This is a genomic window from Collinsella sp. HCP28S3_G2 (assembly GCF_052065125.1).
Lineage (GTDB): Bacteria > Actinomycetota > Coriobacteriia > Coriobacteriales > Coriobacteriaceae > Collinsella.
Window position 1 is genome coordinate 46,799 of the sequence record NZ_JBQHUO010000002.1, and the last position, 16,848, is coordinate 63,646.

General features: G+C 61.5%; 11 protein-coding genes. 6 read left to right on the forward strand and 5 right to left on the reverse strand.

Annotated elements, in window-relative coordinates; all coding sequences use genetic code 11:
• Nucleotides 1-62: 62 nt before the first annotated feature.
• On the forward strand, nt 63-206 hold the full coding sequence (locus tag ACTNB2_RS02020; protein WP_035137395.1) for a rubredoxin-like domain-containing protein: 144 nt from the start codon (nt 63-65) through the stop codon (nt 204-206).
• A 469-nt stretch (nt 207-675) separates the two neighbouring features.
• On the opposite strand, the gene ACTNB2_RS02025 is transcribed toward ACTNB2_RS02020, so the two are convergent.
• Entirely contained in the window at nt 676-1,932 is a 1,257-nt protein-coding gene (locus ACTNB2_RS02025) for an Nramp family divalent metal transporter (protein WP_441042102.1), read from the reverse strand.
• 523 nt (nt 1,933-2,455) lie between these two features.
• Between ACTNB2_RS02025 and gltB the strand changes: the two genes are divergently transcribed.
• The 5 genes from gltB to ACTNB2_RS02050 all read left to right on the forward strand — a co-directional run bounded on the left by gltB (nt 2,456) and on the right by ACTNB2_RS02050 (nt 13,053).
• Nucleotides 2,456-7,141 carry a glutamate synthase large subunit gene (gene gltB / locus ACTNB2_RS02030; protein WP_441042100.1) on the forward strand — a complete coding sequence of 1,562 codons (4,686 nt, stop codon included), beginning with the start codon at nt 2,456-2,458 and terminating at the stop codon, nt 7,139-7,141.
• A 5-nt stretch (nt 7,142-7,146) separates the two neighbouring features.
• Complete coding sequence (locus ACTNB2_RS02035) at nt 7,147-8,628, forward strand: glutamate synthase subunit beta (protein WP_441042098.1); 1,482 nt, start codon at nt 7,147-7,149, stop codon at nt 8,626-8,628.
• 424 nt (nt 8,629-9,052) lie between these two features.
• Nucleotides 9,053-9,760 (forward strand): hypothetical protein, encoded by a 708-nt coding sequence (locus tag ACTNB2_RS02040; RefSeq protein WP_441042096.1) that lies wholly within the window; start codon nt 9,053-9,055, stop codon nt 9,758-9,760.
• A 354-nt stretch (nt 9,761-10,114) separates the two neighbouring features.
• Nucleotides 10,115-11,191, forward strand: a complete 1,077-nt coding sequence (locus tag ACTNB2_RS02045) for a hypothetical protein (protein WP_441042094.1) — start codon at nt 10,115-10,117, stop codon at nt 11,189-11,191.
• Between the two features lie 458 nt (nt 11,192-11,649).
• Nucleotides 11,650-13,053, forward strand: coding sequence for an amidohydrolase family protein (locus ACTNB2_RS02050; protein ID WP_441044647.1), 1,404 nt, complete (start codon nt 11,650-11,652; stop codon nt 13,051-13,053).
• A gap of 90 nt (nt 13,054-13,143) precedes the next feature.
• Here ACTNB2_RS02050 and ACTNB2_RS02055 read toward each other — a convergent pair whose 3' ends face one another.
• From ACTNB2_RS02055 to ACTNB2_RS02070, 4 genes are all read right to left on the reverse strand, one after another.
• Nucleotides 13,144-13,617, reverse strand: coding sequence for a hypothetical protein (locus ACTNB2_RS02055; RefSeq protein ID WP_427747716.1), 474 nt, complete (start codon nt 13,615-13,617; stop codon nt 13,144-13,146).
• 146 nt (nt 13,618-13,763) lie between these two features.
• Nucleotides 13,764-14,033: a metal-sensing transcriptional repressor gene (locus ACTNB2_RS02060; protein WP_229778266.1), complete on the reverse strand. Its 270-nt coding sequence runs from the start codon at nt 14,031-14,033 to the stop codon at nt 13,764-13,766.
• Nucleotides 14,034-14,084: 51 nt separating this feature from the next.
• On the reverse strand, nt 14,085-14,306 hold the full coding sequence (locus ACTNB2_RS02065; protein WP_154515953.1) for a heavy-metal-associated domain-containing protein: 222 nt from the start codon (nt 14,304-14,306) through the stop codon (nt 14,085-14,087).
• Between the two features lie 147 nt (nt 14,307-14,453).
• Entirely contained in the window at nt 14,454-16,796 is a 2,343-nt protein-coding gene (locus tag ACTNB2_RS02070; protein WP_441042090.1) for a heavy metal translocating P-type ATPase, read from the reverse strand.
• Nucleotides 16,797-16,848 lie beyond the last annotated feature (52 nt).

Genomic DNA, 16,848 nt, shown 5'->3' on the forward strand with positions numbered 1-16,848 from the left:
TTATTAAGAATGTATACTAATAAGCAAAGTACACCAGCAGCCACGTTCGAGAGGAGAACATCATGGCCGAGGAAAAGAAGACGTACAAGTTCGTGTGCACCGTTTGCGGTTACGAGGTAGAGGTCGACACGCCCGAGCTGCCCGAGGATTACGTGTGCCCGGTGTGTGGCGTCGGTCCCGATCAGTTTGAGCTCGTCGAGGAGTAGCTCGTAGACACACGACTTGCAGCAACATATAGCTCTGTCCAAGGGCCCCGGTCGGATATCCCGGCCGGGGCCCTTTTCCTCCGTCCCCAAGGGATCACGGCTGCTATTAGCCGATCCTGTCTGTTGTGAGTCCGGCCGACCTTTTGTCTTAACCTGCAACATCTAACGGCTCAAAACGGGTCTTCCTGTTACAGAACGAGACAAACCAAAACCATCATTCTCAAAATCTCAATCTATAACATTTAGGCACGTAAACCCCCTCTACTTGTTACAGATCGAGACAAAAGGTTGGGGCTGAAGAAATATCTCGATCTGTAACATCTGGGCGCGGAAATTGGGTCCACTTGTTACAGATCGAGACAAACTGAAACTATCTCTCAGAAAATCTCAATCTGTAACATCTAAGGGCTCAAAAAGGCCTCACGTGTTACAGATTGAGACGTTATATCTGGACAGTCACGCCATCCCATTACATCCCCGTCAGCAGCACGATGTCGAGAATCGTCACGATGACGCCGATCCCTACGAGCAACGCGTTGAGCGGGCGCGAGTTGGCGTATTTGCCCATGACGCGGGGCGAGCTGGTGAGTCGTATGAGTACAAAGACCGTAATCGGCAGCTGAAGCGACAACAGTGCCTGACTCCAAATGAGACCCTCAAAAGGATTCGGGACGATCAGGCACGCCGCCACTGCGCCGACGAAACAGGCCGCCACTCCGATCGAGGAATGTCGGTCGTGGATGTCGTATTCCTCGTCGAATATGCCCGCGGTGATGGTGCCCGCCGCCATGCCCGCCGTCACGCTACTCGATATGCCCGCAAACAGCAGTGCCACCGCAAAGATGGTCGAGCTTGCCGGGCCCAGAATGGGGGAGAGCGTGGCCGCTGCGACGGCGAGGTCGTCTACGACAATGCCGTGCGCAAAGAAGGTCGTTGCGGCCAGGATGACCATGGCCGAGTTGATTGCCCAGCCCACACCCATCGAAAAGAGCGTGTCGAAGAGCTCGTAGTGCAGGCGTTCTTCGATAACCTGCTCGCCTTGGCCTTCAAAGTGCATGGATTGGATGACCTCGGAGTGCAGGAAGAGGTTGTGGGGCATAACGACCGCGCCTAGGACACTTACGATAATCGCGACTGAGCCGGTGGGCATACTGGGTGTGATCCAGCTTGTGGCGGCTTGCGGCCAGTCGACCTTGACCAGCAGAAGCTCGACTAAAAACGAAAGTCCCACCACGCCCACGAAGGCGATGATCCAGCGTTCGGCGCGTTTGTAGGAGCTTGTCATGAGCATGACAATCGATGCCGCCGCCACGATGATGCAGCCGGCACGTACGGGCAGGCCAAAGAGCATTTGAAGTGCGATCGCACCGCCCAGGACTTCGGCCATGGCGGTGGCGACCGTGGCTAGATATGCGCTGCCGAGTATCGCACGCCCGACGAGGCGGGGCAGGTGGCGCGTCGTGGCCTCGGCAAGACACATGCCCGTGGCGATGCCCAAGTGAGCCGCGTTGTGTTGCAGCACGATGAGCATGATCGTGGACAGCGTGACGATCCACAGCAGCGCGTAGCCAAACTGCGAGCCGGCGGCCATATTGGAGGCCCAATTGCCCGGGTCGATAAAGCCGACGGTCACGAGCAGCCCGGGGCCGATATGCCGTGCGATGTCGAGTCCGCCGTGGCCGCCGGTGCGCGGGGAGCCAAAGTGATGTTTGAGATGGTCGATCATGGTGCACTCCTGCGTGCCGTTTGTTTGACGCCGCAAAGGATACCCGTTTTAGGCTCGAAATCTGACCATGACTAACAAAATTGTTGTATTTGAATAGGATGGTAAAAGGGGGTTGCCGAAATGTCTTGATCTGTAACAACTAGGGATGGAAATTGGGCCTAGGTGTTACAGATCGAGACAGGAAGAAATGGTCCTATGGAAAATCTCGATCCGTAACAGCTGACCGCCAAAACCGGCCCCTCGTGTTACAGATTGAGACATTCGTAACCGTCTCTCGAGAACATCTCAATCTGTAACCGTTAGTCGTCGAAATTGGATCTTCCTGTTACAGATTGAGATGTTTGAAGCGGTGAGCTTACAGGCCGAACCTGGGGCCCTCGTTGTTGCCCTTGAGGTCGGCGGTGTCCACTCGTAGGGCGTGCGTTACGCAATTGTTTCGAAACGGGCGGGAAACACAATGGGCCGGCGATGCTTCTAGTATGCCTATTCAACTGACTGTCTAAATATCTAGGGGAGGATCGCGATGCAGGCAGATTCCGCTCAGCAGCAGGGCCTTTATCGCCCCGAATTCGACCACGATGCATGTGGCATCGGCGCGCTTGCCGATATCAACGGTGAGCGCCACCACCAGATTCTGGACGATGCACTGTCCATTCTGGTCAACCTGGAGCACCGCGGTGGCACGGGACTCGAGAAGAATACCGGCGACGGCGCCGGCATCCTGTTCCAGGTTCCGCATCACTTTTTCCGCAAAGAGGCTCAAAAGTGCGGCCAGATTCTGCCGGCAGAGGGCGACTATGGCGTGGCCATGCTGTTCTTCCCGCAAGACGACAAGGGCGTAGAGGATGCCCGCCGCGTGTTTGAGGAAGGCTGTGCCGAGGCCGGCGTGCCGCTGCTCTTTTGGCGCGAGGTGCCGGTCGACCCTCACGATCTGGGCGAGACGGCCCGCGCCTGCATGCCCACCATCCTGCAGGCCTTCCTGGGCCGTCCGGACGACACGCCCGCCGGCGATGCCTTTGAGCGTCGCCTGTACGTGTGCCGCCGTACCATCGAAAAGAAGGCCGACGCCGAGTTTGCCCTGCGTGACAAGATCTTCTATGTGTGCTCCATGAGCTCGCGCACCATCGTGTACAAGGGCATGCTGGTCGCCACGCAGATGCGCCGCTTCTTTATCGATCTCAACGACGCCGCCGTCAAGACGGCCGTGGCGCTCGTCCACTCGCGCTACTCCACCAACACCACGCCTAGCTGGGAGCGCGCACATCCCAACCGCTTTATTATCCACAACGGCGAGATCAACACCCTCAAGGGCAACGTCAACTGGATTCGCGCCCGCGAACCTAACCTGTACAGCCCCGTGCTGCAGCATGATCTTGAGCGTGTGATGCCCATCATCAACCGCGAGGGTTCCGACTCCGCGATTCTGGATAATGTACTCGAGTTTTTGGTCATGAACGGCCGTCCGCTCACGCGTGCCGCGTCCATGTTGCTGCCCGAGCCGTGGGACCACAACGACAACCTGAGCGAGGAGCGTCGCGCCTACGATGCCTACCAGTCCATGCTCATGGAGCCCTGGGACGGCCCGGCGGCCATCGCCTTTACCGACGGCCGTACGCTGGGTGCCGCCCTCGACCGCAACGGCCTGCGCCCGGCTCGCTACTACGTGACGCGCGACGGCCGCTTTATGCTGGCAAGCGAGGTGGGCACCATCGAGGTGCGCCCCGAGAATATCCTGACAAGCGGTTGTTTGGGACCGGGCCAGATGCTCGAGGTCGATTTTGCCCGCGGCCGTGTGATCTACAATGACGAGCTGCGCGCCCGCTATGCCAAGGAAAAGCCCTACCGCGACTGGATTGCCGAGGAGACGCTGACCGTTGACGCGCTCGACAAGCCCGCCGCGGCAACGCCCGCCGAGGATGCCGAGGTGCCTGCCGCCGTGCGTATGGCCAAGCTCGGCTACCACTGGGATGATGTTGACGAGGTCGTGCGCCCCATGGCCCAGCAGGGCAAGGCCCCGCTCGCCTCGATGGGTATCGATGCGCCGCTGGCCTGCCTGTCCAAGAAGACGCGCTCGTTCTTTGACTACTTCTATCAACTGTTCGCCCAGGTCACGAACCCGCCGATCGACGCCCTGCGCGAGCATATGGTCACCTCGACCACGCTCTACCTGGGCAACCACGGCAACCTGCTCGAGGACTCTCGTACGGCCTGCCAACTGGTGCGTCTGGAGCGCCCACTGCTGAGTGAGGAGGAGTTCGACCGCATTTGCGCGATTGACCGTGTTGGCTTTAAGACCCGCCGTTTCCGTGCCGTTTACCGCCGCGATGCCGGCGAGGGCGCGCTGCAGGCTGCGCTCAAGCAGCTTGCAGAGGACGTTGAGGCTGCGGTCCGCGACGGCGTGAACATCGTGGTGTTGAGCGATCGCGCCGGAGCGGACGAGGTACCCGTGCCGTCGCTGCTCGCCGTGGGCTGCGTGCACAACCACCTGATCCGCGCCGGCGTGCGTACCTTTGCCGACATTGTGGTGGAGTGTGGCGACGCCGTGTCTCCGCACGACTTTGCGGCGCTGGTGGGCTACTCCGCGAGCGGCATCTATCCGTACAACGCGCATGCGTGCATTCGCGACTTGGCGGCGCACGGCGATCTGGACGTGACAGCCGAGCAGGGCATCGCCAACTACAATAAGGCTGCGACCGCCGGCATCGTTTCCATCATGTCCAAGATGGGCATCTCCACGGTGCAGAGCTACCATTCGGCGCAGATCTTCGAGGCCGTGGGCTTTACGCCGGAGTTCGTCAACGCGTACTTCGCCGGCACGGTGAGCCGTGTGGGCGGTATGGGTGTCGAGGACGTTGAGCGCGAGCAAAACGAGCGCTACGACGCCGCGCTCGCTATCCTTAAGAGCCCGGCTCCCGATCAGCTGCCCACGCTGGGTCTGACCAAGTGGCGCCCGCTCGGCGGCGAGGATCACCTTATTGATCCGCAGACTGTCTACTTGCTGCAGACCGCCTGCCGTGAGGACAGCTACGACACCTTTAAGGAGTACAGCGCCCGCCTGCACCGCACCGGCCGTGCCGTGCGTCTGCGTGACTTGCTCGACTTTAATGCCAACGGCCGCACGCCGGTTTCGCTCGACGAGGTGGAGCCCGCGCGCAACATCGTCCGCCGCTTTAACACCGGTGCCATGTCGTACGGTTCTATCAGCAAAGAGGCGCACGAGTGCATGGCCATCGCCATGAACCGCCTGCACGGACGCTCTAACTCGGGCGAGGGCGGCGAGGATCCGCGTCGCGAGACCCCGCTGGCTAACGGTGACTCCAAGAACTCCGCCATCAAGCAGGTGGCAAGTGCGCGCTTTGGCGTAACGAGCCGCTACCTGTGCAGCGCCTTCGAGATTCAGATCAAGATGGCCCAGGGCGCCAAGCCCGGCGAGGGTGGCCACCTGCCCGGTAAGAAGGTCTACCCCTGGATCGCCGAGGTCCGTCAGTCCACGCCCGGCATCGGCCTGATCTCGCCTCCGCCGCACCACGACATCTACTCCATCGAGGACCTGGCAGAGCTGATCTTTGATCTTAAGAACGCCAACCCCGGTGCGCGCGTGTCGGTCAAGCTGGTCAGCGAGGCCGGCGTCGGCACCATCGCCACCGGTGTGGCCAAGGGTGCCGCCGACAAGATCTTGATCAGCGGCCACAATGGCGGCTCGGGTGCCGCGGCGCGCGATTCCATTTGGCACGCCGGCCTGCCGCTGGAGCTCGGCCTTGCCGAAGCTCAGCAGACGTTGCTGCAAAACGGCCTGCGCTCCCGCGTGGTGCTCGAGGCCGACGGCAAGCTCATGGACGGCACCGATGTTGCCGTCGCCTGCCTGCTGGGCGCCGAGGAGTTTGGCTTTGCGACCATGCCGCTCATCTCCATGGGCTGCCTCATGCAGCGCGACTGCCAGCAGGATACCTGCCCGGCCGGCATCGCCACGCAAAACTGTCGCCTGCGTCGCGGCTTCCGCGGCAAGCCCGAGCACGTTGAGCACTTTATGCTCTTTGTTGCCGAGCAGCTGCGTGAGGTCATGGCGAGCCTGGGCTTCCGCACCGTCGACGAGATGGTCGGCCATCCCGAGTGCCTGCGCCAGATCGAGGTACCGGGCAACCGCAAGGCCAACCTGCTTGATCTGTCGCCCGTGCTGGCGAGCGCGACCTGCGAGTTCGGTGCCCATATCCCGGGCGCCGACGGTCGCCACTTCCTGCCGCAGATGGCTGCGGACAGCGAGCTCGACAAGACGCTCGACTCCACGTTGTTCGTGCCCTATACGGCCGATGCCCGTGCGCACCTGCGTCCGATTCGGTTCCGCGCCGATATCGCCAACGTCAACCGCTGCGTGGGCACCATCTTGGGCAATGCGGTGACCAAGGCGCATCCCGAGGGCCTGCCCGCCGGCTCCATCACCATCGATTGCGACGGTTCGGCCGGTCAGAGCTTTGGCGCCTTTCTGCCGCGCGGCATTACGCTCAACGTGTGCGGCGACGCCAACGACTACTTTGGCAAGGGCCTTTCGGGCGGCGAGGTGTCGGTGCGCCCCAACCCGCATGCGACCTACAAGTTCGACGAGAACATCATCGTGGGCAACGTGGCGTTCTTTGGCGCCACGAGCGGCCGCGGCTTTATTAACGGCCTGGCAGGCCAGCGCTTTGCCGTGCGTAACTCCGGTGCCACTGTGGTGGTCGAGGGCTGCGGCAACCATGGCTGCGAGTACATGACGGGCGGCCTGGCGCTCATCTTGGGCGAGGTCGGGCAGAACTTCGCCGCCGGTATGACGGGTGGCGTGGCCTATGTCTTTGACCAGTACGGCACGCTCGAGGCCCGTGTGAACCACGAGAGCGTGGAACTCAAGGCCCCGACGGCTGGCGAGCTGGCGCAGATTCGCGCGCTCATCCAGGAGCACGTGGACGCGACGCAGAGCCCGCGCGGCATTAAGCTGCTCTACAGCTTCGACTCGATGAGCAAGCACTTTGTGAAGGTCATTCCGACCGAGTACGAGCGCGTGCTGGCGATTGTCGCTGCGGCCGAGGCCGTGGGCAAGACGCACGCGCAGGCCGAGGAGTTGGCGTTTGACATCGTGACCGGCCGCGCGAGCGCCGCGGATGTCGCTCGCTTTGATGTCGCGGGCACTGCGCCCGTGGCTGCCAGCCCTGTTGCTTCGACCAAGAAGGAGGGGTAAGTGCCATGGGTAAGCCCGGTGCTTTTCTTAATATCGATCGCGTGACCCACGAGCTGCGCCCCGTGGAGGAGCGCAGCCGCGATTTCGATCCGCTGTATGTGGAGCTCGACGACGATGCGCGCCGCGCCCAGGCGAGCCGCTGCATGATGTGCGGCGTGGCGTTTTGCCAGATGGGTGCGAGCTTTGGCAAGGCGCGTCCGAGTGGCTGTCCGCTGCACAACCTGATTCCCGAGTGGAACGAGCTGGTGTATCGCGGTCGCTGGGACGAGGCGGCCGAGCGCCTGTCGCTCACCTCGCCCATGCCCGAGTTTACGAGCCGCGTGTGCCCGGCACTGTGCGAGGCTGCGTGCAACCTGGGTTCGGTCGACGGCCAGCCCACAACGATTCACGATAACGAGCGCGCGATCAGCGACCACGAATGGGCAAACGGCGGCCCGCGTCGCTTTGAGCCGGCAGGGGAGGACGCGCCCTCGGTTGCCGTGGTGGGCTCCGGCCCGGCTGGCCTGGTGGCTGCATGGGAACTTGCGCGTCGCGGTGCCCGCGTGACGGTGTTTGAGCGCGACGACCGCCCAGGCGGTCTGCTCATGTACGGCATTCCCAACATGAAGCTCGAGAAGTCCGTGGTCGAGCGCCGCGTGGCGCTCATGCGCGAGCTGGGCATTGTCTTTGAGCTGGGTACTGACGTTACGAACCCTGCGGTGGCGGCTAAGCTCAATGGTTTTGACGCCGTTGTGGTGGCTGCCGGTGCTCGTACGCCCCGCGGTCTTTTGGCTACGAATGTGGATGCCCCGGGCGTGGTGTATGCCGTGGACTACCTGACGGCTTCGACCGTGTCGGTGCTCGATGGCGGTGAGCCCGCGGTGAACGCGCGCGGCCTGGACGTTGTAGTCATTGGCGGCGGCGATACCGGCAACGACTGCGTGGGTACCGCGGTGCGCCAGGGTGCACGCAGTGTGCGTCAGTTTGAGTTCTTGCCGGCTGCGCCCGATAAGCGTGCGGCGAGCAATCCCTGGCCGCAGTGGCCCAACGTTAAGAAGACCGACTACGGTCAGCAGGAGGCTATCGCTGCCATGGGCGGCGAGATGCGTGCTTGGGGCGTGGATACGCTCGAGGTATTGCTGGACAAGAAGGGCGCGGCCGCGGGCCTGCGCGTGGTCGATCTGGACTGGTCGGCCGGCAAGCCCGAACGCATTGCGGGCTCCGAGCACGAGGTGCCGGCCCAGCTGGTGCTGATCGCCTGTGGCTTTACGGGTCCGGAGCACGGCGTGTTCGATGCGGTGAGCGTGCCTGTTGCCACCTCTGGTCGTCCGCTGCCGGTGATGGCTGCCGAGGACTCGCATCTTGCGGCTCGCGTGGATGGCGTTGCCGCGGATGCCGCGCCGGTGTATGTGGCCGGCGATGCCCGCAACGGCAGCTCGCTCGTGGTGAGTGCCATGGCCGATGCCCTCGCCTGCGCAGCCGAGGTCGCCGAGGCGCTGGGGTTGTAAGACAATCACGGAGTTACTCAACAATCGAATCGGCAAGGGCTGTCCCCAACGGCCGGCATATAAGGAACGTCCCCAAGTGCCGGCAGCTGGGGACGTTCCTTACGTGCCGGCATCCGGGGACACTCCTTGCGGGTTTGCGAGCGTTTTGCTCGTTTGCCGACGTTTGGCTGCCTACCCGTTGGCGTTTGCGCTCGTTGCGCTCTGCTGTTTATGTGGCGGCTTTAGTTGTTTGCGGACAGCGGCGCGGGCAATTCGTCTAGTTCTACCCGCGATTTTGTGGCAATTTGTATAATCTGCAAGTATCCCGTCAAGTGCTTGGTCAGCATCTGGTTTGCAGCCCGATGCCCATTTCGCCCGTGATGGCGGCGACCACCCGCCCTCCTCGTAAGCTCAAATTGAAGTTTATCAGTTTGAGGAGGATGCCATGGCTGATCATGTTTTGGACCGGGGACGTCTGGCCGAGGCCATCGGTGACGATATTGCCGGCATGGCCCAGTTTTGGATGCTGCGCAAGTTTCAGTTTTTGGAGTCGGCGCGTACACAGTTCGAAGTGATAGTCGATCCATGGCTCAGCTATTGCGAGGAGCCCTCGCAAAATGAAATCATGGCCTATAACATGGCATTTACCGATTGGCTGCTGTTCGAGCGTCCCTATTACCATGGCAAGACGCTGCTTGAGCTGTATGTTGACGAGCCGCCGGCATCGCTTTCGCCTACTTCGCTCAGACGGCTCGAGCAGGTGCGCGACACGCACTATTTCTCGCGCTTTGGCATTTTGGATAAGGATCCCGCGACCGGTATGGTCGCGCTGCGTGACACGCGTACCGACCGTCGCTTTGACGTCTACGATCCGCATATCGTGCAAAAGGAACACTGGCGCGATGGCGCGATTGCGGTGCGCCTCGCGTGCGTCGACGATGTCTGGCTGACGGCGGGGCAGCTCTACCTCTACGACATTGCGCGCCTGAGCGATACGGCGGTCGACGGGCCTGGCGCGGTGCATCCTGAGGACCTAGAAGATGGCTTCGATACCTCGTGTATCAGCTTCTTCTTACGGCTGGTTCGCGACATCATGGGCGCCCAGGGGCGCTACGTAAAGTCACTCAACATCTACAAACAGGAATGGGAGTAGGGGATGGGCGGTCGCGCCGCCGCCGCCCGTCTATTTGTCTCGGTCTGTAACGTCAAGGGACAAAAAACCGGTCCACCCGTTACAGATCGAGACGAGTGCTTGGGCGTTGCTGGTTTGTCTAAATCTGTAACGTTTAGGGGTCTGGAGAACGTCTAACTGTTACAGATTGAGACGTTTGGAACCCGGCAGGGGGGATGTCTCGATCTGTAACATCTGCAGGTCAAAACTCGATCCAACTGTTACAGATCGAGACAAAGGTTGGCCGCGGTGCCGAACAATCTAAATCTGTAACAACTAGAGGCTCAAAGACTGTCTTCCTGTTACAGATCAAGACATTTTTCAGCGGAGGCAACGGTGACGATGGTCCATTTGTCTGACGTGGTGGTGATGAAAGTGTCTAATACCGTTTTCAAACACAAACATGCAACACGTAGCACCTTGGCGCGGAATAGGATGCTTGCCAGACTCACGGAGGTGGCTGAACAAGGCGTGCTGCTTGCGACGCACGATAATGCCGAGCTCATGTGGCTGCGGCGCCATGTGGGCACAGACGATATTGCGGAGCCCGAATCGCACCTATTCTGTTTTCAGCATGAATGGGATGCGTTGACGCCGCCGGAGCGGGCTCGGCGGACCATCAAGGGGCTTGCGGAGTTTCATCCCGATTGGGCGTTTTGGGGGTATGACGCCGCGCTGATATGGGGTCTGGAGGTGCCGAATGATCTGCTCGGGCCGCGTTACTTGGTCAAGACGGGTTGTTCGGTGGCGTTGAGTACGGGATATAGGCTGCTGCGTCCGCAGGCGGCGGGTGCGCTTGAGCGCGTCGACGGCGTGCGAGTGACGCCGTTTTGGCGCACGGTGGAGGATTGTCTGCTGCGTGCGCCGTTTTCATATGGTCTGGCGATTGCCGATTCTGCGCTGCGGGCGAAGGGCATATCGCGCGACGACCTCTGCGAACGGCTCCAGGCCGATTGCGAGGGCAGACGCGGGTATCGCAGAGCTCAGGTGATTGCGTCGCATGCGGACGGGCTGTCCGAAAATGGTGGCGAGTCTCGGTTCCGAGCGTTCTTTATTGCATACGGTTTTCCGGTGCCAGAGTTGCAGGTGGAGTTTCGCGATCCGCTCGATTCGAGCCAGGTGTTTCGGGTCGATTATTTCTGGAGGCTCGAGGACGGGACGTGCGTGATTGGCGAGCTCGACGGAAGAGGAAAGTATACCCTGCAGGATGGTGGGGATCGGGAGTCGGTCGACCCGTTCGTAGCAGAGCGTCAGCGGGAATCTCATCTGACAATGCTCGGGCACAAGGTGCTGAGGTTCACGTTTGATGAGCTCAAGAACCCGGGGAAGCTGGCTGAAAAGATGAGGCTGGCGGGTATTTCGCAGCGGGCCGATTTGGCTGAGGGATGGAAGCGTCAGTGGTATGGGCGCTGAGGGATACGACTAACGCGGATGTGGTTGTTCCTGTCGAGTTTGTCTCGATCTGTAACAACAAGGGGCCGTTTGGCCTCGTAACTGTTACAGACCGAGACAGAAGGTTGGCTGCCGCTAAAAGATCTAAATCTGTAACATCTAGAGGCCGAAAACCTGTCTACATGTTACAGATTTAGATGTTTGACGACAGGGCTGGAGAATATCTCGATCTGTAACATCTAGCGGCCAAAATTCGACCCAACTGTTACAGATTGAGACAAAGGTTGGCCGCGGTGCCGAAAGATCTTGATCTGTAACATCTGGCTGCTAAAACCTGGTCTACCTGTTACAAATCAAGACGTTTTGCTGGAACGGCCGGAGCATTGCCGTGCTGTCTCCGTTTGCCCTCACATCTCTCTCGTCCCTCCGCTAACCGATATGTTCGACTTTAGTTTGCCGCATTAGGTGATAATGGACAAATGTTCAAGTTAATCGTGAGGGAGGAGCTCGATATGGCGTCTGCCGATCGTTCCACATTGTTTATCAATGCGACCGTCCTGGATGGTTCGGAGCATATGGAGCCGCAGCCCGACATGGCCGTGGCCGTTGAGCGCGGTGTCATCACGTGGATGGGGCCGAGTGCTGTTGCGCAGGCGCCTGCAGGTGCCGAGGTCCTCGACCTAGCCGGGGCGTATCTCATGCCGGGCCTCATCAATATGCATGTGCATCTGTGCGGCTCGGGCAAGCCGGTTTCGGCGGGCGATGCGGGCGCGCTGATGAAGAAGCTCGATAATCCCGTGGGCCGCGCCATTGTCCGCAGCATCCTTAAGGGCAGCGCCCAACAGCAGCTGGCAAGCGGCGTGACCACGGTGCGCGGCGCGGGCGACCCGCTGTTTGCCGATCTGGCCGTGCGCGATGCTATCGACGCCGGCAAGTATCAGGGTCCGCGTTTGGTGGCGCCGGGAACGGGCGTCACGGTGCCGGGTGGCCACGGCGCGGGCTTGTTCGCCCAGGTGGCCAACAGTCCCTCCGAGGCGGCCGAACAGGTGCGCGACCTGTATGCGCGCGGTGCCGACGTCATTAAGCTGTTCGTAACGGGCGGTGTGTTCGATGCGACCGAGGTGGGCGAGCCGGGCGTGCTGCGTATGCCGGTGGAGGTTGCCGCGGCGGCGTGCAAGGCAGCGCACGATATGGGCCTTCCAGTTATGGCTCATGTCGAGAGCACCGAGGGCGTACGCGCCGCGCTCGAGGCCGGCGTCGATACGATCGAGCACGGCGCTCCGTTGACGCCCGAGATCCTGGAGCTGTACCGCGGCGCCGCGGGAACTCAGCTCGAGGGGCGTGCGCCGAGTGTGACCTGCACGATCAGCCCCGCACTGCCGTTTGTGCTGCTCGATCCGGAGAAGACTCATTCGACCGAAACGCAAAAGAAGAACGGCGATATCGTGTGCTCGGGCATTATCGAGAGCGCTCGTGCGGCGCTGGAAGCCGGTATCAAGGTAGGTTTGGGTACGGATTCGAGCTGCCCGTTCGTGACCCAGTACGACATGTGGCGCGAGGTGGCCTATTTTGCCAAGTACGTGGGCGTGAGCAATGCGTTTGCGCTGCATACGGCTACGCAGGTCAATGCTGAGCTGCTGGGGCTGGGCGGCGAGACCGGTGCGATCGAGTGCGGCAAGGCTGCCGATATCCTGGTGACGCGCGAGAACCCGCTCGATGACCTGTGCGCTCTGCGCGAGCCGATACACGTGATGTGTCGTGGCGATCTGGTGCGCAAACTCAAGGTGAAGCGTATTCCCGAGGTGGACGCCGAGCTCGACACGATTATGGCCATGCCAGCCGAGGCGCTTGCCGAGGAGCTTGCCCGCGACGGCGTGGCGTAGGTGTGACGGGGGCGGGCCCTTTGTCGCATTCAAAAAAGCCGAGGTCCCAGTGCGAGGCCTCGGCTTTTATTTTGTCCTGCGGTATGGCGGCTACGAGCGCGTCTCCATCTTGGCGTGGCACTTGGGGCAGGTGACGCGGATCTTGCCTTTGCCCTTGGGAACGGAGAGCATCTGGCCGCAGTTGGGGCACTTGAGGTATGCCGTGGTCTTGCGACCTTTCCACATCTTCTTGGCCGTGCGCTTGGCACGCTCAAAGTCTTCCTTACTGGTGCCGGCCGCGCGTGAGGTGCTGGCCGCTGCAGCGCCGCCACCCAAGCTGGCGACAAACTTGCCCAAGCCGGGGACCTTAGCCGAGCCGGCGACAAAGGCCTCGTTCTCCTTGCGACGTGCGTCGATGTTTTTGGACAGGCCGCGCAGCACGCCGATCACGATGACGGCGATGGCGATCCAACTGAGCCACTGGATGCGGGCCATCGATCCGATCATCGCGATGACGATGCCCGCAAAACCCATCACAATGGTGAGCTCGTCGGCGCCATTGCGGCCCTTCATAAAGTCATTCATGCAAATTGCCTTTCATTCGATATGCCGCACGCCTTTATACCCGATTTAGAGCAAGGGGGACAGGTTAATCTGCACCAATGTGGTGCAAACATACCTGTCCTCGGAACATCAAGACGGTGCAAAGTGGTCTGTCCCCAATGCGCCGATTACTTAGAGAGCTTGTCGACGACGCGTTCGATCTCGGCGAGCTTCGCGGCTTTGAGGTCTTCGTCGCCCGATTCGATTGCCGAAGTCACGCAGCCCTCGATATGCGCCTTGAGTACGTCGGCGTTAATGCGCGCGAGGAGTGCCTGTGTGGCCATGAGCTGCGTGGAAATATCGACGCAGTAGCGGTCCTCCTCGACCATCCGCAGGATGCCGTCGATCTGGCCGCGCGCCGTCTTGAGCATACGGTTCACCGATTTGTGGTCTGCCATCATGGCGGGTCCTCGTTTCTGGTCGATGGGGTCGAATGCTTCTGGTAGCAGCTAGGCTGCGGTCACGGACAGGGCGTGGAACTTCTCGCCGGCGCTCTCGACGGCGGCAGCGAGCTGCTCAGCGGCCACGGTGTCGGCGCACTCCACCTGTACCGTCTGAGTCTCGTGATCGGCATCGGCGTCGGTCACGCCGGCAACGTTGAGCAGTGCCGTCTCGACAGTAGCGTCGCAGTGGCCACACATAAGGCCGGAAGTCTTAATTGTGTAACGCATGGGTATTCCTCTCTGTTATGTCGGCTTTCCCTGGCACCCGACCTTGACCTTCAAGCCGTCGCTCGCGTACCAAAGTACGCGTCGTTCCTCTTTCAGGTCAATCTCGGGCACCTGGAAAACCCGTTCTAAATGGACGTAATGGTGAGCCTATTTTGCCACTTTAGGCTTAAAGGATTTCAGGCGCAGCGCGTTGCTTACGACGCACACGCTCGACAGGCTCATCGCCGCGGCGCCAAACATCGGCGAGAGCTGCCAGCCGGTGAGGGGGAAGAACACGCCCGCAGCGAGCGGAATGCCGATGCCGTTGTAGAACAGCGCCCAGAACAGGTCTTGCTTGATGTTGCGAATCGTGGCGCGCGAAAGCTCGATAGCGCGGGCGACGTCCATGAGGTCGCTGCGCATGAGTACCACATCTGCCCCTTCCTTGGCGATGTCGGCGCCGGTGCCGATAGCAAGGCCCACGTCGGCGCGCGCCAGGGCAGGGGAGTCGTTGATGCCGTCGCCCACCATGGCGACCTTGCCGCCCGCATCCTGCAGTTCGCGCACGTGGCGTTCCTTGTCGGCGGGAAGCACGTCGGCAATGACCTGCTTGCTGCTCAGTCCTACGCGGCGGGCGATTGCTTCGGCCGTCACACGGTTGTCGCCGGTGAGCATGTGCACGTCGACGCCGAGTGAACGCATCGCAGCGATGGCCTCGGCGCTCGTCTCCTTGACCTCGTCAGCTACGGCAATGGTGCCGACAAGCTCGCCGTTCTTGGCAAAGAACAACGGTGTCTTGCCCTCGGCGGCAAATCGCTCCGCAAGTCCTGAGGGCACGGTGATACCCAGCTCGTCCATTAAGCGCATGTTACCGGCAGCGATGGCGTTTTGTCCCTCGCGTGCCGTAACGCCGTGACCGGGCACGGCGGCAAAGTCCTCGACCATGCGCGCCACGATTCCGCGTGTCTCGCACTCGGTCATAATCGCCTCGGCCAGCGGATGCTCGCTCGAGCGCTCCAGCGCGGCAGCGAGCTTCAGTAACGCCTTTTCACTCATGGCGGGCGAGCCGTCGGCGCGCGTGGCTACCGCGATATCGGTCACGGCAGGTTTGCCGCGGGTGACCGTACCCGTCTTATCGAGCACCACGGTACCCACGCCGCGCAGGTTCTCCAGCGCCTCGGCGCTCTTAAACAGAATGCCCATCTCGGCGCCCTTGCCGGTGCCTACCATAATGGCGACGGGCGTGGCTAGGCCGAGCGCGCACGGACAGCTGATCACCAGCACGGCCACGGCGGAGGTGAGTGCCTCGTTTATGCTGCCGGTCAGTGCCATCCACACCGCAAAGGTCACGGCCGAGATCACGAACACCACGGGCACGAACACGCCGGCGACCTTGTCGGCCATGCGGGCGATGGGCGCCTTGGTGGCGTTGGCATCCTCGACGAGCTGGATGATCTTGGCCAGCGACGTGTCGGCACCAACCCGCGTGGCGCGGAAGGTAAACGAGCCGGTGCGGTTGACGGTGGCGGCGTTGACGGTGTCGCCGGCGGTCTTTTCCACGGGGATTGACTCGCCGGTGAGCGCACTCTCGTCCACGGCCGAGCTACCCTCGAGCACCACGCCATCGACGGGGATTGACTCGCCGGGGTGCACGCGCAGGACCTGGCCGGGAAGGATGCTATCGACGTCGACGGTGGTTTCGCTGCCGTCGTCGGCAACGATGGTCGCGGTTTTAGGCGCCAGATCGATGAGCGCCTCGATGGCGCCGCCGGTTTTGGACTTACTGCGCGTCTCGAGGTATTTGCCCACGGTGACGAGCGACAGGATCGTGCCCGCGCTCTCAAAATACAGATTGTCCATGCCTGTCATCATGGCCTCGTGCACCTGCCCCGTGGCCAGCTGGTCGGCCATGATGAACATGGCATAGAGCGACCAGGCGATGGAAGCGGTGGCGCCCACGGCGATGAGGGCATCCATGGTGGGTGCGCCGTGCGCGAGCGATTTAAACCCGTTGATAAAGTACGCGTCGTTGACGTAGACGATGGGGATGAGCAGGACAAGCTCGGTGAGGGCGAGCGTCATGCTGTGGATATGGTCGGTGAAGATGCCGGGCAGCGGCCAGCCGAGCATGTGTCCCATGCCTATGTAGAACAGTGGGATGAGGAAGACGATCGAGACGATGAGGCGGGTGCGCATGGCAGAGGCGGCGGCCTCCAGCTTTTTGGTGGGCGACTCCATATGGGCGGCGCCGGACCTGGCTTGCGCGCTGCCGTTTGAGCCGGCGGCACCGGTGCCCGTGCTGACGGGTGAGGCCGAGTAGCCCGCGCGGTCGACGGCGGTGCAGATATCGTCGGGTGAGACCTGCGCGGGGTCGTAGTCGACCATCATGGAACCGGCGAGTAGGTTGACCGCGACGTTCTCGACGCCGTCGAGCTTGCTCACGGCGCGGTCCACGTGCGCCTGGCAGGCGGCGCATGTCATGCCGCCCACGTCGAACTTATCTTGAGCCATGGCTTCTCCTTTCTGTGGTTCGGTGTTGGAATTGTTAACCTCTCGATACTAT

What these genes read in the sequence shown, in the direction of transcription:
- ACTNB2_RS02035 (WP_441042098.1), top strand. Translation starts at nt 7,147, where the DNA reads ATGGGTAAGCCCGGTGCTTTTCTTAATATCGATCGCGTGACCCACGAG.
- ACTNB2_RS02070 (WP_441042090.1), bottom strand. Translation starts at nt 16,796, where the DNA reads ATGGCTCAAGATAAGTTCGACGTGGGCGGCATGACATGCGCCGCCTGC.
- ACTNB2_RS02055 (WP_427747716.1), bottom strand. Translation starts at nt 13,617, where the DNA reads ATGAATGACTTTATGAAGGGCCGCAATGGCGCCGACGAGCTCACCATT.
- ACTNB2_RS02020 (WP_035137395.1), top strand. Translation starts at nt 63, where the DNA reads ATGGCCGAGGAAAAGAAGACGTACAAGTTCGTGTGCACCGTTTGCGGT.
- ACTNB2_RS02050 (WP_441044647.1), top strand. Translation starts at nt 11,650, where the DNA reads ATGTTCAAGTTAATCGTGAGGGAGGAGCTCGATATGGCGTCTGCCGAT.
- gltB (WP_441042100.1), top strand. Translation starts at nt 2,456, where the DNA reads ATGCAGGCAGATTCCGCTCAGCAGCAGGGCCTTTATCGCCCCGAATTC.
- ACTNB2_RS02025 (WP_441042102.1), bottom strand. Translation starts at nt 1,932, where the DNA reads ATGATCGACCATCTCAAACATCACTTTGGCTCCCCGCGCACCGGCGGC.
- ACTNB2_RS02060 (WP_229778266.1), bottom strand. Translation starts at nt 14,033, where the DNA reads ATGGCAGACCACAAATCGGTGAACCGTATGCTCAAGACGGCGCGCGGC.
- ACTNB2_RS02040 (WP_441042096.1), top strand. Translation starts at nt 9,053, where the DNA reads ATGGCTGATCATGTTTTGGACCGGGGACGTCTGGCCGAGGCCATCGGT.
- ACTNB2_RS02065 (WP_154515953.1), bottom strand. Translation starts at nt 14,306, where the DNA reads ATGCGTTACACAATTAAGACTTCCGGCCTTATGTGTGGCCACTGCGAC.